The 23,742-nt window shown below is 48.2% G+C and carries 22 protein-coding genes; 5 read left to right on the top strand and 17 right to left on the bottom strand.

Annotated elements, in window-relative coordinates:
- Positions 1 to 88: 88 nt before the first annotated feature.
- A complete protein-coding gene (locus tag ACLTOH_RS07420) occupies positions 89 to 280 on the bottom strand; it encodes a DUF1858 domain-containing protein (RefSeq protein WP_117465768.1) in 192 nt (63 codons plus the stop codon).
- A 421-nt stretch (positions 281 to 701) separates the two neighbouring features.
- Here ACLTOH_RS07420 and pflB point away from each other — a divergent pair, with 421 nt between their 5' ends.
- The 3 genes from pflB to ACLTOH_RS07405 all read left to right on the top strand — a co-directional run bounded on the left by pflB (position 702) and on the right by ACLTOH_RS07405 (position 4,143).
- A complete protein-coding gene (gene pflB, locus ACLTOH_RS07415) occupies positions 702 to 2,969 on the top strand; it encodes a formate C-acetyltransferase (RefSeq protein WP_412223784.1) in 2,268 nt (755 codons plus the stop codon).
- 129 nt (positions 2,970 to 3,098) lie between these two features.
- Complete coding sequence (gene pflA, locus ACLTOH_RS07410) at positions 3,099 to 3,836, top strand: pyruvate formate-lyase-activating protein (protein ID WP_117465717.1); 738 nt, start codon at positions 3,099 to 3,101, stop codon at positions 3,834 to 3,836.
- A gap of 136 nt (positions 3,837 to 3,972) precedes the next feature.
- Complete coding sequence (locus tag ACLTOH_RS07405; protein ID WP_022154896.1) at positions 3,973 to 4,143, top strand: DUF362 domain-containing protein; 171 nt, start codon at positions 3,973 to 3,975, stop codon at positions 4,141 to 4,143.
- 34 nt (positions 4,144 to 4,177) lie between these two features.
- Here the strand turns inward: ACLTOH_RS07405 and ACLTOH_RS07400 are convergent, their stop codons facing one another.
- The 10 genes from ACLTOH_RS07400 to ACLTOH_RS07355 all read right to left on the bottom strand — a co-directional run bounded on the left by ACLTOH_RS07400 (position 4,178) and on the right by ACLTOH_RS07355 (position 12,431).
- Positions 4,178 to 4,945 (bottom strand): helix-turn-helix domain-containing protein, encoded by a 768-nt coding sequence (locus ACLTOH_RS07400; RefSeq protein ID WP_022312019.1) that lies wholly within the window; start codon positions 4,943 to 4,945, stop codon positions 4,178 to 4,180.
- A gap of 113 nt (positions 4,946 to 5,058) precedes the next feature.
- The gene (gene dnaB, locus ACLTOH_RS07395; RefSeq protein ID WP_117465767.1) at positions 5,059 to 6,414 is read right to left on the bottom strand and encodes a replicative DNA helicase; all 1,356 of its coding nucleotides are present in this window, start codon (positions 6,412 to 6,414) and stop codon (positions 5,059 to 5,061) included.
- Between the two features lie 17 nt (positions 6,415 to 6,431).
- On the bottom strand, positions 6,432 to 6,878 hold the full coding sequence (gene rplI, locus ACLTOH_RS07390) for a 50S ribosomal protein L9 (RefSeq protein WP_022312021.1): 447 nt from the start codon (positions 6,876 to 6,878) through the stop codon (positions 6,432 to 6,434).
- Between the two features lie 63 nt (positions 6,879 to 6,941).
- Positions 6,942 to 8,993, bottom strand: coding sequence for a DHH family phosphoesterase (locus tag ACLTOH_RS07385; protein WP_227733936.1), 2,052 nt, complete (start codon positions 8,991 to 8,993; stop codon positions 6,942 to 6,944).
- Positions 8,994 to 9,142: 149 nt separating this feature from the next.
- Entirely contained in the window at positions 9,143 to 9,988 is an 846-nt protein-coding gene (locus tag ACLTOH_RS07380; protein ID WP_022312023.1) for a TrmH family RNA methyltransferase, read from the bottom strand.
- A 150-nt stretch (positions 9,989 to 10,138) separates the two neighbouring features.
- Entirely contained in the window at positions 10,139 to 10,402 is a 264-nt protein-coding gene (gene rpsR / locus ACLTOH_RS07375; protein ID WP_022154890.1) for a 30S ribosomal protein S18, read from the bottom strand.
- A 66-nt stretch (positions 10,403 to 10,468) separates the two neighbouring features.
- Positions 10,469 to 10,927 carry a single-stranded DNA-binding protein gene (locus ACLTOH_RS07370; RefSeq protein ID WP_117465714.1) on the bottom strand — a complete coding sequence of 153 codons (459 nt, stop codon included), beginning with the start codon at positions 10,925 to 10,927 and terminating at the stop codon, positions 10,469 to 10,471.
- Between the two features lie 21 nt (positions 10,928 to 10,948).
- Positions 10,949 to 11,239 (bottom strand): 30S ribosomal protein S6, encoded by a 291-nt coding sequence (rpsF, locus tag ACLTOH_RS07365; protein ID WP_022154888.1) that lies wholly within the window; start codon positions 11,237 to 11,239, stop codon positions 10,949 to 10,951.
- Between the two features lie 98 nt (positions 11,240 to 11,337).
- A complete protein-coding gene (locus ACLTOH_RS07360) occupies positions 11,338 to 11,520 on the bottom strand; it encodes a DUF951 domain-containing protein (protein WP_022312293.1) in 183 nt (60 codons plus the stop codon).
- A gap of 77 nt (positions 11,521 to 11,597) precedes the next feature.
- Positions 11,598 to 12,431, bottom strand: a complete 834-nt coding sequence (locus ACLTOH_RS07355; protein ID WP_337769945.1) for a YdcF family protein — start codon at positions 12,429 to 12,431, stop codon at positions 11,598 to 11,600.
- A gap of 188 nt (positions 12,432 to 12,619) precedes the next feature.
- On the opposite strand from ACLTOH_RS07355, the gene ACLTOH_RS07350 reads away from it, so the two are divergent.
- Positions 12,620 to 14,404 carry a hypothetical protein gene (locus ACLTOH_RS07350; RefSeq protein ID WP_412223783.1) on the top strand — a complete coding sequence of 595 codons (1,785 nt, stop codon included), beginning with the start codon at positions 12,620 to 12,622 and terminating at the stop codon, positions 14,402 to 14,404.
- A 3-nt stretch (positions 14,405 to 14,407) separates the two neighbouring features.
- Positions 14,408 to 15,145: an NAD-dependent protein deacylase gene (locus tag ACLTOH_RS07345; protein WP_227733939.1), complete on the top strand. Its 738-nt coding sequence runs from the start codon at positions 14,408 to 14,410 to the stop codon at positions 15,143 to 15,145.
- Here the strand turns inward: ACLTOH_RS07345 and ACLTOH_RS07340 are convergent.
- The 6 genes from ACLTOH_RS07340 to ACLTOH_RS07315 form a co-directional block, all read right to left on the bottom strand.
- A complete protein-coding gene (locus tag ACLTOH_RS07340; protein ID WP_337631673.1) occupies positions 15,124 to 16,065 on the bottom strand; it encodes a beta-galactosidase small subunit in 942 nt (313 codons plus the stop codon). The two genes, ACLTOH_RS07345 and ACLTOH_RS07340, sit on opposite strands and share 22 nt — an antisense overlap.
- On the bottom strand, positions 16,040 to 17,959 hold the full coding sequence (locus tag ACLTOH_RS07335; RefSeq protein WP_337769944.1) for a glycoside hydrolase family 2 TIM barrel-domain containing protein: 1,920 nt from the start codon (positions 17,957 to 17,959) through the stop codon (positions 16,040 to 16,042). The genes ACLTOH_RS07340 and ACLTOH_RS07335 overlap by 26 nt, the downstream gene beginning before the upstream one ends.
- A gap of 46 nt (positions 17,960 to 18,005) precedes the next feature.
- Entirely contained in the window at positions 18,006 to 18,839 is an 834-nt protein-coding gene (locus ACLTOH_RS07330) for a carbohydrate ABC transporter permease (RefSeq protein WP_337769943.1), read from the bottom strand.
- Positions 18,840 to 18,859: 20 nt separating this feature from the next.
- Complete coding sequence (locus ACLTOH_RS07325) at positions 18,860 to 19,747, bottom strand: carbohydrate ABC transporter permease (protein ID WP_227062059.1); 888 nt, start codon at positions 19,745 to 19,747, stop codon at positions 18,860 to 18,862.
- Between the two features lie 69 nt (positions 19,748 to 19,816).
- On the bottom strand, positions 19,817 to 21,178 hold the full coding sequence (locus ACLTOH_RS07320) for an ABC transporter substrate-binding protein (RefSeq protein ID WP_337769942.1): 1,362 nt from the start codon (positions 21,176 to 21,178) through the stop codon (positions 19,817 to 19,819).
- A gap of 217 nt (positions 21,179 to 21,395) precedes the next feature.
- The gene (locus ACLTOH_RS07315; protein WP_337769941.1) at positions 21,396 to 23,651 is read right to left on the bottom strand and encodes a helix-turn-helix domain-containing protein; all 2,256 of its coding nucleotides are present in this window, start codon (positions 23,649 to 23,651) and stop codon (positions 21,396 to 21,398) included.
- Positions 23,652 to 23,742: the final 91 nt, after the last annotated feature.

Genomic DNA, 23,742 nt, shown 5'->3' with positions numbered 1-23,742 from the left:
CGGAAATCTGAGCTATGAAATTCCATAAATACTTTGTTTCACCTGTGTGCCCCGGTCAGGCGATGTTGCCAAAACAGACATACAAAGATTACAGCTCCTCGATCACTTTCATAAGCTCATCTACATCAATGCCATGTACCATAGCTGCCTCTTCCAGGGTCTCTCCCTGTGAAGCAGGGCATCCCAGGCAATGCATTCCTGCATCGAGGAGTACGGGAGCTACTTCAGGATTGGCACGTAAGATCTCACCAATGGTCATGTCTTTTGTTACTCCGGTCATATCGGTCTCCTTTCTGCCGTATAAGGCTTTTTTAGTATAATACTTTCCCCGGAATAAGGCAAGATTATTCTTGTACATCCGCATTTGTTCTTCCCCGAAGATCAGCTCTGCCGCGAACCACATTTATAAAAGCATTTGCTTCGCAAATGGCGCCGCTTCGCAGCTCATCTTTTATTTCATGTTGGTGTGCTTTGTCCATGAAAAAGAGATTTTCGTGCTTTGTGTGCAAGCACCCACGCACGTCAACCTCTTTTTCATGTCAGAGCTGATGTACAAAACTCGGAACAATTCCTAAAAAGGTTGACACTTACCCTTGTCAGGTAGTACACTTTTATCGTAAAGAAACAGCTTGGGATGCCAGCGCAACTGGTACTCTCAGTTGATAATATTAATTGTTTTTACCAGAAGGAGGTAAATTTTCATGGCAGAAGCATGGAGAGGTTTTAAAAAAGATGGCCACTGGGATGTAGACGTCAATGTACGTAACTTCATCCAGACCAACTACACTCCGTATGATGGAGATGAGAGCTTCCTGGAGGGACCTACCGAAGCAACTAATAAGCTTTGGGGCAGACTTCAGGAGTTACAGAAGGAAGAGCGTGAGCATAACGGCGTTCTGGAATGCGAAACAGAGGTCGTATCCAGTCTGACCGCTTATGGCCCTGGCTATATTGATGAATCTATGAAGGATCTGGAGCAGATCGTTGGTCTGCAGACAGACAAGCCTTTAAAGAGAGCATTCATGCCTTATGGCGGTATCAAAATGGCTCAGCAGGCTGCAAGCACTTACGGCTTTGAAGTAAACCCGAAATATGACAAGATCTTCAATGAGTATCATAAGACTCATAACCAGGCTGTATTTGATGCTTATACAGATGAGATGAAGGTTGCTCGTCATACCCATATCGTTACAGGTCTGCCGGATACTTACGGCCGTGGCCGTATCGTAGGCGACTACAGAAGAGTTGCTCTGTACGGTATCGATTTCCTGATCCAGAAGAAACAGGAAGATAAGAAGAACTGCGGCGTAGGCGTTATGGATGAAGAGACCATTCGTCTGAGAGAAGAGATCGCTGAACAGATCAAAGCTCTGCAGGGCATGAAGAAGATGGCAGCTGTTTACGGCTACGATATCTCCGGCCCGGCTACAACCGCTAAGGAAGCTGTACAGTGGTTATACTTCGGTTACCTTGCAGCAATCAAGACCCAGAACGGTGCAGCTATGTCCGTTGGACGTATCTCCACATTCCTGGATATCTATATTGAAAGAGACTTAAAGGAAGGCACCCTGACCGAGAAAGAAGCTCAGGAGCTGATCGACCATATGACCATGAAGTTCCGTATGGTTAAGTTCGCTCGTATTCCTTCTTACAACCAGCTGTTCTCCGGTGACCCCGTATGGGCTACTCTGGAAGTTGGTGGTATCGGCATGGACGGCCGTCATATGGTTACCAAGAACGACTATCGTTTCCTGCATACTCTGGAGAACATGGGACCCAGCCCCGAGCCGAACCTGACCGTTCTGTACTCCAGCGCTTTGCCTGATAACTTTAAGAAGTACGCAGCTAAGATTTCTGTGAATACTTCTTCCATCCAGTACGAGAACGATGACGTTATGAAGCCTATCTGGGGTGATGACTACAGCATCTGCTGCTGCGTATCCGCTACTCAGACCGGTAAGGAGATCCAGTTCTTCGGTGCTCGTGCTAACCTGGCTAAGTGCTTACTGTACGCTATCAACGGTGGTAAGGATGAGAAGCATCTGGACAAGGACGGCAAACATATGCAGTGTGGTCCTGAAATCGCTCCTATCACTTCCGAGTACCTTGATTTCGATGAAGTTATGCATAAATACGACATCATGCTTGACTGGTGTGCATCTCTGTATGTTAACATCCTGAACCTGATCCACTACATGCATGATAAATACTACTACGAAGCAGCTGAGATGGCTTTGATCGATACCGATGTAAGAAGAACCTTCGCAACCGGTATTGCAGGTCTGTCTCACGTAGCTGACTCCCTGTCCGCTATCAAGTATGCTAAGGTTAAGGTTATCCGTGATGACCAGGGTTGTGCTGTAGACTTCAAGATCGAAGGCGACTTCCCTAAGTACGGTAACGATGATCCCAGAGCTGATGAATTCGCTGTATGGCTGCTGAAGACCTTCATGGAGAAGATCAAGAAGAACCACACCTACAGAAATTCTGAGCCTACCACTTCCGTACTGACCATTACCTCTAACGTTGTATATGGTAAGGCTACCGGTGCTCTGCCCGATGGTAGAGCAGCTTACACACCGTTCGCTCCCGGTGCATCACCTTCCTACGGTGCTGAGAAGAGTGGTCTGCTGGCTTCTCTGAACTCTGTAGCTAAGCTGCCTTATGAGTATGCTCTGGATGGTATCTCCAATACCCAGACCATGGCTCCTTCCGCTCTTGGTCACAACCTTGACGAGCAGAAAGAAACTCTGGTACGTGTAATGGATGGTTACTTCGATCGTGGTGCTCATCACCTCAACGTTAACGTATTCGGTACCGAGAAGCTGTTAGATGCACAGGCTCATCCTGAGAAGCCTGAGTACGCTAATTTCACCATCCGTGTATCCGGTTATGCTGTTAAGTTCATCAGCCTGACCAAGGAGCAGCAGGATGACGTTATCGCAAGAACCTGCCATAAGAGTCTGTAATTCTTACAGGTTTTGAGATAATTGATGTATATGGGGCCGGGCAGTATTGTCCGGCTCCTTTTTGGTAAAACTATTCAGAGAACCACCACCCCTCAGCTGCCTGCACGGCAGAGAATGGAGATTATTACAATGATCAAAGGCAGAATTCACTCATTAGAATCCTTCGGCGCAGTAGACGGACCCGGAATCCGCTATCTTATTTTCCTCAAGGGCTGCAATATGCGTTGTCAATATTGCCACAACGTAGATACCTGGAATCCCGACACTGACAATCTGATGACAGCAGACGAGCTTCTGGATAAAGCAGAGCGTTTCCGCAGCTACTGGGGCAAAGAAGGCGGCATCACCGTCAGCGGCGGCGAAGCCTTATTACAGATCGATTTTCTGATCGATCTTTTCCGCAAGGCCCACGAGAGAGGCATCAATACCAATCTTGATACTTCCGGACAGCCTTTTACCAGAGAAGAGCCTTTCTTCTCCAAATTCAATGAATTACTGAAATATACTGATCTCGTCATGTTGGACATCAAACATATTGATGATGAAGAACACAAGAAGCTAACCGGCCATACCAACAAGAATATTCTAGACTGCGCAAGATACCTCTCCGAGCAGGGTATTCCCATGTGGATCCGTCATGTACTGGTGCCCGGAATTACTGACAATGACGAATATCTGAAAAAGACAAGAGAATTTATTGATACTCTGGATACCGTCATGAAAGTAGAAGTTCTTCCCTACCATACTCTGGGTGAGTACAAGTGGAAAGAACTGGGGATTCCTTACAAGCTTGAGGGTGTAGAACCGCCCACCGAAGAGAGGATCCAGAACGCGAAGAAGATTCTGGAGTTCAATAAATATAAATAAGCAACTGTAACTATTGATAAAAAATACTAAATAAGGCTTGTATTCAAAGCCCATTTATATTACAATACAAGTGGTTATATTGATAAATTTGTATCAAACAAGAGATTTGATACACGCAAAATAGGAGGAAAAGATTATGGCATTTGTTATTGGTGATGCTTGTGTAGCATGTGGAGCTTGTGAGGCACAGTGCCCCGTTGGCGCTATCAGCATGGGCGACGGAAAGTTTGAAATCGATGCAGATAAGTGCATCAGCTGCGGTTCCTGCGCAGGTCAGTGCCCTGTTGGTGCTATCGCAGAGGATTAATTCCTGATTCAGAACGTACCCCGGGGAAGGCATTTCAGAAAATGAAATGCCTTTTCTTTTTTTCTGCCTTAATTTCCCTGCCGGTATTTTCTTTGTCTGCGATCTCTGTGGACTCTTTTTCCACTTTCGTCCTTCTCTCCTCTTTCTGCTGTTTCCGCAGTTGTCCCCTGGTCTTTTTCCGCAACAGCTCGTCCATCTTCTGATAGTACTCCTCGCTGCGCTGTTCCAGTCTGCGGTCTCTCTCCTCTTCCCGTTCTTCTCTGCTGCGGAACTGATAATCCAGCTCCTTGACCATGCTTTCCTTGAGTTCCCGGCAAAGGTCCTGGTTATTCTCCCGTACTGCCTCACGGATCAACTGTTGCAGGATCCACTGGAGCCTTTTAGCCTTCTCTTCCCTGCTTTCACTCTGCAGTCCTTCCTTCTCCGGCACCGTACATATCCTCTCCTGCGGCTGTACCGGCATCTCTTTATCCACCGGTTTATCAACGATCTCGATGGCCATGTGTGGTGTCCGGACTTCTGCCGGCTCTTTCCGGGCTTCTACAGGCTCTTTTTCCCGTTCCTCCGGCAGTACGTCCAGCCGTCCGTCCTTTAATATCATTTTAATTGCTTTCAACTGTAATCCCCTTTCTTTCATGCTCTTGATCTCTTTGAACCGTTCCACATCTTCCTTCGTATAATAGCGGTGCCCCAGCTCGTTTCTTTTGATGGGCAGATGTAATTCCTCTTCCCAATAGCGAAGTACATGGCTCTCCACCTTTACCTGTTTTGCAGCATCCGAAATCAATAAATACTCTCCCATATTCTCTTCCTTTCCACATATCCATATATAATAAAAATACGAAAGAGAACAGGTGCGGGGAATCTCCCTCACTTGTTCTCTTTCGTATTTTATGTTCTGTATTCGTAATATACTTAGAAATCTTTTTTTCTGTCGTTTTCCAGATTGGCAAACTTGGTGTATTCCGGCAGCCATGCCAGCTGTACGGTTCCGATGGGACCGTTTCTCTGTTTGGCTATGATGATCTCCGAAATACCTTTATCCGGCGAATCGTGATTATAATAATCATCACGGTAGATGAACATTACCACGTCGGCGTCCTGCTCGATGGCTCCGGACTCACGCAGGTCAGACAACATAGGGCGATGATCCGGTCTCTGCTCTACAGCCCGACTCAACTGAGACAATGCCAGCACCGGTACGGACAGCTCTCTGGCGACTGCTTTCAGGGATCTCGAAATATCGGAAATCTCCTGCTGTCTGGAATCGCTGCTTCTTCCGCCACTTCCCGACATCAACTGTAAGTAGTCGATGATGATCATGGACAGACCGTTTTCCTGCTTCATTCTTCTGCATTTGGAACGAAGCTCGGCAATGCTGATACCGGGGGTATCGTCGATCATCAGCTTGGACTTGCCGATGACACCGGCACTCTCGATCAGTCGTTCCCATTCCTGGTCATTCAGCTGGCCGGTACGGAGCTTCTGGGCATCCACGCTGGATTCCAGGGAAAACATACGATTGATCAGCTGCTCCTTACTCATTTCCAAACTGAATATGGCTACCGGCAGATTCTGCTTAAATGCTACATGCTGCGCGATATTCAATACAAACGCCGTCTTACCCATGGAAGGACGGGCTGCGATCAGCACCAGGTCCGAGGGCTGCATTCCGGCGGTACGATAGTCCAGATCAATGAATCCGGTGGCAATACCTGTGACGGTTCCGTGCAGTTTGGAAGCCTTCTCGATCTTGTCCATGGCGTTCATGACTACGGTACGAATCGGTACGAATTCCTTGACGTTTTTCTTCTGTACCACTTCATTGATCTTGCTCTCGGTACTCTCCAGAATCGTATCCAGACTCTCCTTGCCGCTATAACAGGTATTGGCAATCTCTTCATTGGTACGGATCAGACGCCGGAGTGTTGCCTTCTCCGCCACGATTCCAGCATAATACTTGATATTGGCGGAAGTAGGTACTGCTGCAATCAGATTCGTCAGGAAATCCAGTCCACTGACCTCGGGAGGCACATCCTCCTTGGATCGCAACCGATCCTGCAAAGTGACAAAGTCAATGGGCTTTCCTTCATTGTTCAACTCTACGATGGTGTCAAATACCACACCGTACTGCCTGTTGTAGAAATCCTCTCCGGAGATCTGCTCTGTGGCGGCCGCAATGGCTTCCGCGTCAATGAACATAGAGCCGATGACCGACTGCTCCGCCTCTAAACTGTGAGGCATTATTCTTTTGATTACATTTTCATCCATTGCGGGCATGGGGTCGTCTACGCCTCCGTAACTTTCACCGTCAGCTTCGCTGCCACCTGGGGATGAAGCTTCACTGTTACCTCATAGGAGCCGAAGTTCTTCAGACTCTCCGGCAGCTGGATTTTCTTCTTGTCAATCTCGATACCATGCTGTTCCTTGCAGGCAGTTGCAATCTCTTTGGAGGATACAGAACCGAAGGTTCTTCCGCCCTCTCCTGCCTTGATCTTGACCACGACCTGCTTGGTCTCCAGCTCTGTTGCCAGCGCCTTTGCCGCATCCAGATTCTCCTGTGCCACCTTCTCTTCGTTTGCCTTATGGAGCTTCAGATCGTTCAGATTCTTGGAGCTTGCCTCCACACCGATCTTCTTCGGTAAAATATAGTTTCTTGCATATCCTTCGCTGGCCTCAATGATGTCACCTTTTTTTCCCAGCTTTTTTTCATCCTGAAGTAAAATAATTTTCATAGGATTAACCTGCCTTTCCTGAATCTTCTGTTTTATATGGTAAAACTTTTCAAACGGAATCCCTTAGATCTCACCGGATTCCAGCATGTCGTCGATGGTGTTCTTCAATACGCCAATGGCCTCTACCAGTCCCACGCCTTCCATCTGGCAGGCTGCGGTATTCATGTGGCCTCCACCGCCCATACGCTCCATGATGATCTGTACATTGACCTCATCAATGGATCTGGCGCTGACATAGATCTTGCCCTGATAATCGGTAAGTACAAAACTTGCCTTAATGCCCTTGATATTCAGCAGTTCGTTGGCTGCCTGCGCACCAATGATGGTAGGGCTGGGCAGATCCTCTGCGGTACACAGAGAGATTGCAAAGAACTGCTTGTAGATCTCTGCCTGACTGACAGCATCCGCCTTGGCCTTGTATTCTGCTGCATCCTCACGGAACAGCTTTCTCACACGGGTCACATCCGCACCGTTTCTGCGCAGGAAGGCTGCCGCCTCGAAGGTGCGGACACCTGTCTTGGTCATAAAGTTATTGGTATCGATCATGATACCGGAATACATACAATCTGCCTCTTCCGTACGGATCTTGATATTGTCGTAGGTATACTGCAAGATCTCGGATACCATCTCGCAGGCGGAGGATGCATAAGGCTCCACATAAGACAATGTGGCATTCTCAATGGTCTCCGTACCCTGTCTGTGGTGGTCCAGTACTACGACGGATTTGCAGAAGCGAAGCAGATCCGGGCACTCCGTGATGGAGGGTTTATTGACATCCACCACCACCAGAACCGTATTGCTGCCCGCCATATCAATGGCCTGCTGGCTGGTAATGATCATATCCTCGTCATATTCCGGGTTGTTCTTAAACAGTTCTACCAGAGGCTGTACCGAAGTAGTAGCCTCATTCAATACAATGTGAGCCTTTCTGCCGAGGGTCTGGGCGATCCGGTAAATACCCACCGCAGAACCGAAGCTGTCCACATCCGGCATCCGGTGTCCCATGACAATGACACGATCCTTGCCGGTGATGATTTCCCGCAGGGCATGAGCTTTTACTCTTGCCTTGACACGGGTATTCTTCTCTACCTGCTGGCTCTTGCCGCCGTAGTAGGTAATGCTCTCCGGCGTCTTGATGACCGCCTGGTCACCGCCGCGTCCCAGCGCCAGATCAATGGCGGTACGGGCAAACTCGTAGTTCTGCGCATATGTCAGTCCATCCAGACCGATACCGATACTGATGGTCACCGCCATCTCGTTGCCGATGTTCACCGTCTTGACCTCTTCCAGCAGATCAAAACGGTTCTCCTGCAGCTGTGCCACTGCTTTTTTCCGCATGATTACCAGATACTTGTCCTTCTCCAGCTTCTTGCTGATACCATCCAGTGCCGCAATGTATTTATTTACCTTACGGTCGATCAAAGCAATCAGCAGGGATCTGCGGACTTCCTCGACGCTCTCCAGGGCTTCCTCGTAGTTGTCCAGATAGATCATGCCTACGGTCAGGCTCTGGTCATCCACTTCCTGCAATGCGATATGCAGTGCCGTCTCATCGAAGAGATACACAGCAATCAGGTAACCGTTATAGCCTTCCGCATCGATCATATCGCTGTGTTCCGCCATCTCCTTCAGAGAAATCTTGCGGAATTTGGCCACATACTCACAGCCCTCGTATTCCAGTTCATACTGTGCCTCGTCCACACCAGATTCGTCCGGAAGCCTGTCCCGGGTAATGGTAGGAAACAGGGAAGTGATGGATTTACTGTAGCCCTTGGGCTGATGCACCACATTCTCAAAAGCAATGTTGGTCCAGATCACCTTGCCGGAATCGTCCAGAAGGGCGTATGGCAATTCCAGATCCCGCAACAGTTTTCGCTGGATCTGACCATATTCCGTGGCAAAGCTGATCAGCTCGTTCATGATGATCGGCTTGTTGTAGAAATACAGCGTCAGGGTAATTGCAAAATAAAAAATCGTAAATCCGAAGGTAAGCAGTCCTGCACGGAAATCCAACATGAATACCGCCGCATCGATAGCCAGCAGTAACAGGCCCAGATATAGGGTAAACTGGATATATGTACGGATCCTGCCTTTCAGTCTGATTCGTTTTTTCATGAAAGAACACCTCTCAATATTTGCGTTCGACAACTTCTATTATAACAAATAATAACCCGCTCCGCCACCATATTATTTTGACGAATAGACAATATTCCTCTGTCAAATTTGTGCTTTTTGTCAGCTTTTCCGGACGGAGAGCCGTTCTCTTACTTACACAGTTCCCAGAAAGCCACTGCGCTGGCGGCCGCCACGTTCAGAGAATCCACACCATGGGCCATGGGAATGCACACCGTATCGTCACAGTCCGCAATGGTATCCGCTGCCAGTCCTTCCCCTTCCGTTCCCAGAATAATGGCAAGCTTTTCGACATTATGCAGTTTCTCATCATCCGGCCGCAAGCTGTCTTCTTTTAAAGCCATGGCTACGGTATGATACCCCATCTTCCGCAGCTGTTCCATGGTATGCTCCGGCCAGTCCTTTGTCTCCAGGATCGTCCACGGCACCTGGAATACGGTTCCCATGCTGACTCTTGCTGCCCGACGGTACAACGGGTCACTGCAGCCTCCCGTCAACAATACTGCATCGATTCCCAACGCTGCCGCAGAACGGAAAATTGCGCCTACATTTGTGGGATTTACAACATTTTCCAGAACAGCAATGCGTCTGGCATTTCCGCACAAGTCTTCCATCTTCGGCAATGCTCTTCTGCGCATGGCACAGAGCATTCCTCTCGCCAGTTTAAAACCGGAAATCTCCGACAGCACTGCATTGGATGCCACATATACGGGAATTTCCCCAGACACCTCTGCAATCCGCCCCAGGATTTCCCTGCCCTTCTCCGAATCCGCTTCCCGCTGTTCCATCAGAAGTGACAGCGGCTCATATCCCGCTGCCAGTGCCCGCAGAATCACATTGGGGCTCTCCGCAATGAACAGCCCCCGCTCTGGCTCATAATAATGAAAAAGTTGTACCTCTCTGCGTTCATTGTAGATCTCCAGTTCCGCTGTATGCAGATCAGTAATTGGTATTAATCTATGCTTATCTGTACTCATGCTTTTGCGATACCTTTTCTCCAATAATTTTCTCTTTTTATTATAATGGAGCATCCGGCCCCCGTCAAACGCAACTGTTACCCTGTACTCGGCTCATGGTATACACAAAAAGACCAGCCACAAAGGGCTGGTCTCTCATCTTAGTCTGAATTATTCAGCTACGTAAGGCATAAGTGCAACGTGACGTGCTCTCTTGATAGCAACGGTCAGTGCTCTCTGATGCTTTGCGCAAGTACCGGTAATACGACGAGGAAGGATCTTACCTCTCTCAGATACATACTTCTTCAGCTTAGCTGTATCCTTGTAATCGATTACGTTATCTTTACCGCAGAATACGCAAACTTTCTTTCTTCTGCGCATACCGCCTTTTTTTCTCATCGGAGAATCGGTCTTCTCAGTCTTATTAAAAGCCATTATTATTACCTCCTATCGGAATCTGTCAGGGCAGAGGCGGGTGTCAGCTCCGCTTGTCACTGAAACTTAGTTAAAGGGTAATTCTTCATCGATGCCGTCAGGGATGTTCATAAAGCCATCACCTGCTCCGGAAGGAGCAGGGGCATTATTACCGCCACCAAAGCCAGCGTTCTGGTATCCACCGTCATTATTGCCGGCAGATGCGTTCTTACTCTCTGCGAACTCTACGTTCTCAGCCACTACATCAGTAGTATACACACGCTGTCCATCCTTATTGGTATAGCTTCCGGTCTGGATACGTCCTTCCACAACGAACTTTGTTCCCTTGTGGCCGTATCTCTCAATAAACTCACCGGTTCTGCCAAACGCTACACAGTTAATAAAATCAGCATCCGGCTCACCGTCACGCTTAAATCTTCTATCTACTGCTATGGAAAAACGAGCGATCGCTGTTGCGGTAGCTCCCTGAGAATATCTTACCTCAGGATCCCTTGTTAAACGTCCCATAAGAATTACTTTATTCATATTTCGCTTCTCGCTTTCTGTTTATGCCTCGTCCTGTCTAACGCATAAGTATCTGATCACGTTGTCCATGATACGAACACGGCTCTCGATCTCTGCAGGAACAGTGCTCTCAGCTTCAAATCTGATGAAGTAGTAGAAAGCTTCTTTCATCTTCTGAACTTCGTAAGCAAGCTTCTTCTTGCCCCACTCGTCCACTTCTGTGATGTTGCCGCCGAATCTCTCAACCAGTGCTTTGCACTTGTCAACAACGGCTGCTCTCTCATCATCCTCGATCTTAGCGCTAACAACAACGGCTAATTCGTACTTGTTCATGTTAGTTACCTCCTTTTGGTCTCTGGCCCATATTTTATATATGAGCAAGGAATAAAGTGTCTCACGAAGGAACATGATACCATATTCCTGTCCACTTTTCAAGATTTTTCAACGATTTCTTTCACATTTTTTTCTAATAGTTTTCTTGCGATCATGATCTGGTGTCCACAGCCCAGACATTTCAGCCGGAAATCTGCTCCCACACGGAGTACTTCCCATTCTCTGCTGCCGCAGGGATGCTGTTTTTTCAGTTTCAATACATCTCCCACATTAATATCCATAACATTTTCCTCTTCTTTTCCTGCCTGTATCGCCACTCCTCCGCAAACATGTCGCGACAGAGGCCTGTGATTCTGTATTATAAATGATTCGCCATAAAGTCCTTCACTACCCCGAAAGCCTCCCTCAGCAGGTTATTCGGTACGGTAACGGGATAAGTTCCCGCGGACAGTCCCTCTACATGGGCATAGCCCTGTTTTCTCGCAATAGCCAACGCCCGGAACATATGAAAATTGTTGGTAATAACCACAACACTGTCCTCTGATTTGTCCAGCAGTTCTCCGCTGAAGATCAGATTCTGCGTGGTATTCGTGGAAGCATCCTCCATGAGGATCCGCTCCGGATCGATCCCGGCGGTTTCCAGATATCCTTGCATTCCCTCGGCCTCGCTGATGGGTTCATTGTATCCCTGTCCACCGGACACGATGACTTTGGTCTCCGGATTGGCATTCAGATATTCTATGGCTTTATCCAGCCGTTTCTGTAGCACATAACTGGGGCCGGAAGTCTTCCACTGGGCTCCCAGTATGATCATATAATCCGCACCTTCCTGCGCCGTGGCATGGAACTGACTGACGATCATCCCTTCTATAATAAGAAGCAATACCATCCCTGCCATCACAAGACTCCGGAATGTAATATGCAGCCATCGGGGGATCCAGTAATATACGGTTCTGTGGGTCAGCACCCATGCCCATGCGGCACAAAAAGCACCAATCACACCCCAGACCAGGAAAAAGTAGCTGCCGAAGGCAACAAAAAGACCGATCCCCACACAGTACAGCAGACACAGCACCGCCAGAACATATAACGCCCTTGCTCCGTAATGTTTTTCTCCCACGCCTCTGCCTCTGGGATCCAGATAGATCACTTTTTTACTTTTTTCCCTCGGAATCAAGTGGTTCCTTTTCATACTGCCTCCATTCTTTCCTACGATCTATTGTAGCATATCTCCTACGGCAGTCTCAATACCACATATTTTAGGGTTTTCTTAATTTTTTCGAAAATTTTCTTTACCGGACACTGATTGACTTGTCACTCACCTAACACTATGATGTAATTAACATACTACTTTTGAAAAAAGAAACGGATGGAAACCTTATGCATACCACATTATCCAAAAAAGATTTTTCCCGATATCTGCCCTTCCTCCTTCTGGTGATGACCGTTTTCCGCGTCCTCGCCGGACTGAGGATTCCTTATATGATCCTGGCAAATCAGCGCTATGATGACCGGCTGCTGTTCGAGAATGCTTACGATCTGCTGAGCGGCGTGTGGCTTGGCAGCTACGATTCTTATACACTGGCAAAAGGAATCGGCTATCCGCTGTTTCTGGTACTGGCGAAAAAGCTGTGCCTTCCCTACTCTGTTCTGCTGTCGCTGTTGCAGGCGGCCGGTGCATGGCTGTTTGTCCGCGCAGTGTCTGTGAGATGGCAGAATCCCTATGGGCAGGCAATTCTCTATCTGCTCCTGTTGTTTTCCCCCATCAGCCTCACGCTGTTGGTCACGCAGCGGCTGTACCGCATGGCAATCGTTCCAGGAATGGTCCTGGTGGTATTTTCCAGCATGATCGGACTGACTCTGCGCAAAGAGCTCCCCTTGAAAAAACAGCTGCCCTGGGCATTCCTGACCGGACTGACTCTTGCCTTTTTCTGGCAGATCCAGGAGGATTCCGTCTGGATCCTGCCGTTTATCGCCGTTATGACGGTATGGAACGTGGGTTATGTAATTCTGGTCCTGCATAAGAAATTAAACACAAAGGCACTTCTGCTTCACTGCCTGACCATGTTATTGCCACTCCTTCTCCTGTTCGGCGCCAACACCGGTGTCTCCGTCGTCAACCGGATCCACTACGGTGTTTTCCTGAACAACGACCGCACGGAGGGAAATTTTGCAGAGCTGATGTCCCTGTTGTATCATCTGGACAGCAATACGAGAACCAATCCCGACATCTGGATCTCCCGGGATACTATTGTCAGAGCAGAAGCAGCCAGTCCCACTCTGCAGCAGATTCAGCCACTATTGGACAGTTATACCGAAGACTGGGCCACAAGGGATGGTGAGATTCCCGGCGATCACTTCAGCTGGGTACTGCGGGATGCGGTACAGGACTCGGGAATTGCCCCGAATGCCGTCAGTGCACAGACCTTTTATGGCAACGTCCTCTCCGAACTGCGGGCAGCCGTAGCCAGTGGCGAGCTGACCGAAAAGACGGACGGTGCCCTCTATTTTTCCTCCCAATCCCGTGGCGTACTGCCGGAAGAAATTCCCGGTATCCTCAGTGATACTTTGCAGAATATCTGGAAAATTGCAGGATACACCAATTGTGCTTTGAGCAGTTCCGCCAAAAGTGCCGGCCGGCTGTCGGATATCCGTCGTATGGAATCCTTTGCCTCCTGCCTGACCGTGTACCCCACACTGTCACAGTTTCAGGCTGCCGATTATGATTCCATTGAGGATGAGACCTTATATGATTTCAATGAGATCTACAGTTCCGGTATGGTATCTCTTCTGAATAAGAGCAACGCTATCTATCAGTTGTTGGGACAGCCCATGTTCCTGCTGGCACTGCTTGCCCTTTGTGTGCTGACCGTCCGCGTGATCCATGGACTTTTCCATGGGGACACAAAAGATCTCGAACTGTGGATCCTGACCTGTGGGATTCTGCTCAGTGCCGTTCTGCTGCGTTTCGGCTGTGGCCTGTTCACCGCATGGTTTTCCGAAGACATGCAAAAGTTCATCAACAGCTTCTATTCCTGTGGCGTCTACATTCTGCTGCAGATGTTCAAATATCTGGCGGTTATTACTACTGCCACCAGCCTGCAACCGATACGGAAACAATATTTTCAAAATTTTCGTAATTCTCATAAGGAAAAGGAGGAATAACTTATGGAAAATTTGAACAAACAGATTCAGGAATTGCAAAAGATCATTGATACCTACGGCAATATCGTATTTTTCGGTGGTGCCGGTGTCTCCACCGAGAGTGGAATCCCGGATTTCCGAAGCGTGGACGGACTGTATCACCAACAGTACGATTACCCGCCGGAGACGATTTTAAGTCACACCTTTTATCGTTCCCACACGGAGGAATTCTTTCGTTTTTATCGGAATAAGATGCTCTTCCCCAATGCACAGCCCAATGCCGCCCATAAAAAACTGGCAGAACTGGAAGCTGCCGGGAAAGTCCGGGCCGTGATCACCCAGAATATCGACGGACTGCATCAGGCTGCCGGAAGCAGGACCGTACTGGAGCTCCACGGCTCCGTGCTTCGCAATTACTGTGAAAAATGCTATCAGTTCTATGGAATCGACACGATCTTAAACAGCACCGGTATTCCCCGCTGTGAAAAATGCGGTGGTATCATCAAGCCGGATGTGGTTCTGTACGAAGAGGGACTGGATGAGAAGACGTTAAATGCCGCCGTCAGATACATCCACGAAGCAGATGTCCTGATCATCGGCGGCACTTCTCTGGCTGTCTATCCCGCAGCCGGGTTAATTGATTATTTTCAGGGTGATAAGCTGGTGGTCATCAACAAAAGTGCGACCCCCAGAGACAGCCACGCAGATCTCCTAGTTCAGGGCCCGATCGGGGAAGTATTTCATTCGATCCAGAATCCGTAAGTGATATCCTGTTCTCCGCTGATATGATAAGCATCTTCCACATCAGCGCCCCAGCTGTTGATACCACCCACGCCCCTCACTGCTCCCAGGATGGATACCACCGTCCTGCGGGCAGGAGGTAGTTCTTCGTGGTGCATGGCATTTTCCAGTTCCTGTGCCGTATAAGGCAGGCAGGAAAATGCGAAGTATTTTCCCTCCTCCGCGGTTATTTTTAAACGGCTGCTTCTTTCTCCACGGTCTGTATTATCCAGGGAAGTCTTCCTAACGATCTCCAGCCATTTGGTCTGCATATGCATCCCACAGTCCTGAGGCACCATATAGGGTGTCACCGGCAGGCCCTGTACTTCATACACACCGGGAATTCCTCCTGCCATACGGTCCGGATAGGTCTCTCCGGACAATCCTTCATAGGTATACCTCTCCGCTGCGGTGGGCATCAGGAACCGCATTCCGAATACCGGAAGCTCCGGCAGACCCTGTTTTCCACAATAATCTGCCTGCACATGGATTCTGCCATCCGTTTCCACCGTATAAGTCACTGTCACCTCCGTCACCGGAACTGTCGGTGTCTTATACGTATAGACGATCTCGAATCTGTCACAGGTCTCTTTTCCGGTGTATTTATTATTCGCCGGTGCCAGCGGGATGGCAATCTCCTGCCCATCCATCCGGGCCTCTACCCGGCTGCAGCGTACAAAACGATCCGCCGCGGACCATACCGCACTGCGGAATGCGAATCCACACCCTCTGTCATTATCCGTGACCGCGCGCCAGAACGCCGGTCTGGGAGACCTGTACAGCCACTCTTTGCCATCCTTATATAAAGACTCCATGCCTCCGGAGCCCACGGAGAAAATATAGGAAAAATCCTGTCCCTGTATACCGATAGTCACATCACCGATTACGATTCTGAGTGCCATAATAATATCTCACCTCCTGCATTGCCGGTTTTTCACTACGGTCTGCGAATAAGATTCCATTTCCCGAGAATTCATAATCACTGGGTCTGTCATCAAAGTCTCCGCCATAGCGCAGGACTCTCCGTCCTGTGACTTCATCTTCCACCCAAAGCGCCTGGTCAATATAATCCCAGATAAATCCGCCCTGATACATTTCAAAGCGATCCAATAATTCCATATAGGACTTCATTCCACCCAGGGAATTGCCCATATCATGCATATATTCGCACAACAGATACGGCTTTTTCGGGTCGTTTTCCAGATAATCTATAATCTCCTGCGGATATGCATACATCCGGCTCTCCATATCGGAAATCACATCCTCATATGTCTTGTTATGGAAAACGCCCTCATAGTGCACCAGACGCAAGTCGTCTTTTTCCTTGAAGAACTGCTGCATCGCAGCGATATCATCCTCGGCATAAGATTCATTTCCCAGGGACCAGAACAGGATTGACGGATGGTTCTTAAAGCATTCAAAATTGGTTCTGGCACGGTCCACTACCGCTTCCTTCCACTCCGGCAGGGAACCGGGCACATTCCAGGAAGGTTCCACAGCTCCCATCTTCTGCCAGGAGCCGTGACTCTCCAGATTCGTCTCCGCCATCATGTAAATACCGGCTTCATCGCACAATGTGTACCATTCCATGCGATCCGGATAATGACAGGTACGGACGGCATTGATATGGTTACGTTTGAAGCATTCGATGTCCCATTTCATGTCTTCCAGGGAAATACACCGTCCGGAAGCTGCATTCCACTCATGGCGGTTCACTCCACAGATCACCAGCCGCTCGCCGTTCAGTTTCATCACTCTATCCGTAGAATCCAAAATAAAATCCCGGAAGCCGATCTTATAAGGCACCACTTCCGTCACTTCACCCTCACTGTCTGTCAGCGTGATCTCCAACTGATACAGATAAGGATTCTCATGACTCCAGGGTGTTACTTTCTCTGCCAGTTCTTCCTTAAGATGCAGAGCCTGCTCCGCCTGGGGCTGTAAAAACTCGGTTCGCGTAAGCAACGCTTTCCCCGCAGGATCCGACAGACGGATCTGCATTTTGCCCGGGTGCTGTCCCGCATCTGCGGCAGATACTTTTACCGTCAGATCTAAAGTGCCCATTGCATCCTGTACGCTATAATTAGGCTTTGCCCAGAGATCTTCCACATGCCAGCTGGGCTTTGCATAAAGCTTTACACTGCGGAAGATTCCGAAAAAGCGGAAGAAATCCTGGTCTTCGAGAAATGCCGCCGTACTGCGCTTGTGCACTTCCACCGCCAGCAGGTTATCTTTTTCCTTAATATATGGTGTCAGATCGAATTCCGAAGGAGTAAAACTGTCTTCCGCATATCCCACGAAACGGCCATTCAGCCAGACATACATGGCCTGCTCCACACCTTCAAAACAGATAATGACTCTCTTTCCCCGCAGACCTTCTGCCAGATGAAAACGCTTCCGGTAAGAACCTACGGGATTATACTCTGCCTCGCTGAAAGCACCTTCTGCCAATCCTTTTCCCAGCGTGTAAGCCGGGCGGCGGTAAATTTTGCCCTCCCAGGGATACATGGTGTTGATATAATGAATTTGGTCATAACCTGCCAGTTCAATATGTCCTGGCACACGGATCGTATCGAACTGCGCACTGTCAGCATTTTCCCGGTAGAAATCCACCGGACGGCTCTTCGCATTCACCGAATAGGCGAACTCCCAGTTTCCGTCCAGAGACTGTACCAGGGAGCTTCTGCCCTCTGCCGCTTCTTCCGTATCCTGATAGATCGGATGATCACTGTGGGCTGGCAGCTGACCAACCCGGAACACCTTCGGATCGTCCAGCCAACGGATATCTGCTTCCATGTTTTCTCCTCCTGATTTCTCCTTAATTTCTTCTTGTTTTCTTCTGTTATTCCTTGACAGCACCGGCTGCGATTCCTGCCAGAATGTATTTCTGGAAGAAAATGTAAGTCAGAACTGTTGGGATCATGACTACGATGATACCTGCTGCCAGTGTCTGCCAGGATCCCTGCTGTGCATTCGCATAGTCCATCAGAAATGTAGTGATGGTACGCAGCTTGTTCTTCGGCATATACAGATAAGGGATGTACATGTCGTTGATGATGTTGATGGCCTTCACGATACATACCGTGGCTGTAGCCGGTGCCAGCAGCGGGAAAATAATCTTGTAGAACAGCTGGAAATAGGAACAGCCATCCAGCAGTGCCGCCTCATCCAGAGATACCGATAATCCGGAAATAAACTGTCTGTAAATGTACAGCTGCATCAGGTCGGATGCAATGTAGATCACAATCGGTGCTCCCAGTGTATTGTACAGATGGAAACCATTGATGATACGGAATCTGGAAATCTCTGTTACAAAGGAAGGAATCAACATTCCCAGGAAAAACAGTCCCACGACGAACTTTTTGCCGCGGAATTCAAATCGTTCGATGATAAATGCGGTAATGGTTCCCAGCATTACATTAAATATCAGGGAAACCACCAGTATTATTATAGTATTTTTAAAGCCGATCAGCAAATATTTATTGGTAAATACTTTTTTATAATTTTCAAAAGTCAGGTCACTTCCGGCAGGGGGCAGCAATGGGGAAGACAGTGTCATGGCGCCCTTGGACTTTAAAGAAGCGAACAATGTCAGAAGGATTGGTGCCAACACGATAATGACCATGCCGATACATATTACCTGTTTGATTACCTGTTGAATTACTCTCTTTGCCATATGTTTAGCATCCTTTCTGTTTATTTGTCTCTCAGAACCAGACCGTGGATGATCTTGTTCTGGATCACATAGATGATCACGATCATCAGCATGATCGCCACTGCCATGGTTGCCGCCAGTCCGAAGTTCGAGAAGGTGAACGCCGTCTTGATGGTGTACAGGGTAAAGGTAGAAGAAGCATAGCCGGGACCACCTGCCGTCATAACGAAAGGAATGTCGAATACCTGCAATGCTCCGCGGATATTGTCGAACAATACGAAGTCCACCATCAGCATGATTGCAGGAATCTGTATGTATTTGAAAATCTGTCCGGTACTTGCGCCGTCGATCCTTGCTGCCTCCAGAATGTCCGTAGGGATGGACTGCAGGGCTGCCATGAACAGGATCACATGGTATCCGCTGAATCTCCAGACAGATACAGATGCCAATACGAAGTTTACAATTTTCTCATCGGATAACCAATTGCGGATCAGACTTTCCAGATGCAGGGCAGTCAGGATTCCGTTGAAGGCACCGTTGATCGGGGAAAAGAAATAGGAAAAGGCATAGGAAATAGCAACGCCGTTAATAATATAAGGTAAAAATACCATGGTCTTGTAGAACTTTGCCGCCCGAAGCTTACTGGTCAGCAAGACTGCAAAGGCAAGCTCAACCAGGATCATAAATAAATGGATCACAAAATATACGGCATTGTTCCGTAAGGACAGCCAGAGGTCTTTATTGTGGAACATGGAAATATAGTTCTCAAAATTAATAAAATGATAATCTGCTGAAAATCCGTCCCAGTCCGTGAAACTCATACGGAACAGGTCAATCGCCGGGAACACCACAAATGCGATCAGCAAAGTAACCGGTATCAGCAAGGATATGAAGATAAACTGTCTGCGTTTCTTGTTTAATTTATTCATGGATATCCCTCTCTTTATGATTTTCGGGAGCCGCTTCGCAGCTCCCGATCTATCAGATTTAAATCCTTTTTACTGGATGCCCAGTTTGGTTCTTGCGTCTTTCCACTTCTGGTTCAGCTCGCTCATCTTGCTGTCCAGATCAAAGTTGCCGGTCAGCATCTCTGCACCAAGCTTCTTGTAGTCGAAGGTGGTCTCATTCTGGATGGCTGTGAAGTCATCTCCGCCGCCGTCATAGGTAATGATCTGCTTATCCTTGCAGAGAGTATCTGCTTCTGCAAGGATAGGATCCTTCTCCTTCGGGAAGTTCGTCATAGAAGAAGAGGAAGAGATGTATGCCAGGTACTCAGGATACCAGTCTTCTGAGTAGAACCACTCTACGAAAGCCTTGGCAGCTTCGGGGTTCTTGGAATGTGTGGTCACACCCATGAAGGAGTCACCCTGTACGATCACATTGTAAGGATCGGAGGTAGTGTTTCTGGTAGGAAGGTAGAATGCTCCCAGTTCGGAAGTATCTTCTGCCTGGTTCTGGATATTCTGGAGTCCCCAGTCACCCAGTGCGATGATGGCTGCCTGCTTGGAAGAGAACAGTGCGGTTGCCTGATCGGAACCCATACCCAGAGGATCCTTGCCCATGACACCGGAGTTGAACAGTTCATAAGCCTTGCTGTATGCTTTGTAGATGTCTGTTCCCTCGGAGAAGGGCTCATCCTGAGTTGCCATGGTGTTCCAGTTCTGTCCGTTACCGGATTCCAGTGCGGGCATGAACTCCATGTAAGGGTAATCCGGCCACTCATCCTTGAATCCACAGGCAATTGCCATGAAGTTGGCATTGTCTTTTCCATAATAATCCTGTAAGGTCTTGGCTGCGTCTTCGAACTCACCCCAAGTGGTAGGTACTTCTACTCCCGCCTCTTTGAACATGTCTTTCCAATAATATACATACTCATAACCACAGGTCATGGGGATGCCGAGGATCTTGCCGTCTACGGCATATCCTGCTGCCAGTTCATTATTCTTTGCTGCCTCGGTATCGGACAGATCCAGCAGGTACTCCTTAAATCTTGCCAGAGTAAAGGTCTTATTGAACATAACATCGGGTAACTGATTTGCGGATGCTCTCATCTTCATGGCGTTCCAGTATTCGGAGTCATCCTTGATCTTCTCTATTTCAATATCGATGTCAGGATACTTCTCCTGGAACTTGCCTACCATATCATTGGATTCAATGAAGTCATTCAGGTTGTTGTCCCAGATGGTAAAAGTAATGGTTCCGCTTAAGTTCTCATTGGAAGCTGTTGCGGTTCCTTCTGTTTTGCTTTCTGTCGTTGCACCATTATTAGTAGTGCTGCTTTCTGCTGTGCTGCCGCATCCGGTAAGTAACCCCACGCCCATAACGCATGCAAGCACTGCTGCTATAACCCTCTTTTTCATACGTTTTCTTCCTCCTTGTGGAAAAATGTTTTGTTGCTGTTTACGAGGCTAAGTATAACAACCGTGCAATATTTGCGCCATTTCATATCTTTCGTTTTCTTGATAAATGGTACTAAGTACGATTTGCCTGTTTTTGATCTATCGTTGGAATTCTTGATGAAACGTAACAAAACGCAGGGTTTTTCCCTGCGTTTTGTATTGTATCTCTGTATGTTTTTTATTGTTCGCCCTGTTTTCGATACTGTGCCGGAGTGCATCCGGTCTCTTTTTTGAACATCCTCGTAAAGTGCTCCGCATTCCGGTAACCCACCATTTCTCCGATCTCATAGCTTTTAAACGTAGTAGTCCGGAGCAGTTCTCTGGCTTTCTGGATCCGCAGCTGGGTAAGATAGTTGGAAAAGGTCTCCCCGGTCTCTTTGGTAAAGCGGTTGGTGAAATATTTTTCACTCAGTCCCACATGCTCCGCTACTTTCGCAAGCGTCAGTTCCGCATCGTCATAGTGATCCGCCAGGTAACGTTTCGCTTTCGTGATCACATTCGTCTCCATGGCATCGATCTTACCCACAGAATAATCCATTACCCAGTTAATGTAATTGGTGATCCACATTTTCATGCTGCGGATATCTTCCAGACGTCCTACTTTTTCCTTATAATTATATCTCTGGCTGAAGATCTCCGATAAGGTAATGCCATCGGTTCCAAAACGGGTGGCTATCGCCAGGATCACCCCATAGATGTGTTCCTCCGCTTCCTGCCTGTCCCCGGTGTTCAGCCGTTCGAACAGCTTTTCCTTCTCCGCTGTGAAATTTTTCGCATCTGCGCCGTACAGCGTATCTGCCAGTCTGCTGTATTCCCCGGCCAGTTTCCGGAGCACCTCTGCCTCTGTCCGGCGCTCTTCCAGATCCACAATAGCGCTTTCTCCATACAGGTAACGCAGTCCCGCATGCTCCCGAAGATAAGTGACACCCATGTCAAATTCTTCCATGGTGACACATTTGCCGCCGATACAGCATTCCATCTCTGCATTGTATTCCATCTTCACATAGCTCTGCAGTTCCTTCAACATGCTGGAAATACGCTGCCGGTCTTCATTTTCTGTGATCCGGTAATACAAAATCGCTCTTGTCAGTTCCTCCGGACAAGCCACACAATGCAGGGTATATCTGGGATTGCGTTCGAATCCGGCTAATACCTGGCGGATCAGCTCCGCATCCACTTTCACACCGGGTTCCCATTCAAAATACAATCCCACCAGTACATAAGAATCCGAGAAAAATTCCGGATGTTCTCCCGCCACTTGTGCCGGTGACATCTCCTCCCGGATCATGGCCGTGAAATATTCGCCGTTGGTTTTCTCTGCTTTCCGCACCTGTTCCTCATAATCGGCAATGAGGGATTTTAGGCTTCTGGCCATGGCATTAAAGTGGTGGATCACACCGCGGATCTCTGCCTGTCCCTGTGGCGCAATGTGGATATCCATTTTTCCATCTTCGATCTGTTTCAGGCCATCGCTCAATTCTCCGATGGGATTCACAATCTGACGGATAAAATATCCGGCAAAATACCCCGCCAGCGCAAAGATCAGTGCCGCCACCAGCAGAATGATCTCGGCGATCTTAAGGAAATCCTGCATCAGCTCCGAGGTCTTGATATGACTCTCGATATACCAGGTGGCATTTTCCAATTCCAACGGAGTGCGCACACAGGTATAACCGAAAGTGTCCTGGATTTCCGCTTCTTCCGTCCGGAAAATAGGAGTTCCGTTTTCATCCACGATCTGCATGATCCCCAGTTTGTTATTCTTCCTATTATAGTTACGGTTGTAATTGCGGATGGAATTCCCGGCATCGGTGGTCTGATACAGCACTACCATTTCCACACTCTGGGATCTGTCGATCATCACATTGGGAGACAGGGCATAGATCAGTACCAGCTGGTCCTTACCACCACCCAGATACAGGTCACTAGCCCCGATGGTCTGATAGGAGCCTATTTTTACGGAATTGGGCTCACGTAGTGCATCCTGATACCATGGGCACTGTCGGATCTCGCTGACGGTACGCTTAATATCACTTTTTAAGAAAATCGCATTTCCGCTTTTCATATAGAAACCGATGGACACCACATCTTTTACCGGCTCTATGACCAGGTTTCCCGCCTGATCCAGCTTCTTCTGGGCATCATAGCGGGCATTGGTATCTGCTGTGTCCATCTGTACTACATACTGAATGACCATATTGTCATTCACGTTCGTCAACTGGGACAGGCGCATGGACATGAACTCCACATCCGACTGGACCTCTCCTGCCACACCCTGCTGCACACCGCGGATATTTTCTATCGCCTGATCCCGATATTGTTTTCCCAACAGCACCAGAGACAACACCAGTACCAGCAATAACGGAAACATGATCATTCCGGTGAATATACGATAATAAGCTTTCTTTAAAGGAAGTTTGTCATATAATTTCATAAATCCCCCGCTCCTCCTCGTTTCTAACAGTTTACAGCCCCGTACTGCCTTTGTCAAACGTAACCACCCATGCCGTTTCTTCTATAATTAA

The sequence above is a fragment of the Waltera sp. genome (assembly GCF_046969025.1).
Lineage (GTDB): Bacteria > Bacillota > Clostridia > Lachnospirales > Lachnospiraceae > Acetatifactor > Acetatifactor acetigignens.
The sequence above is the reverse complement of the archived record's forward strand: the minus strand, read 5'-3'. Positions and strand labels throughout refer to the sequence as shown.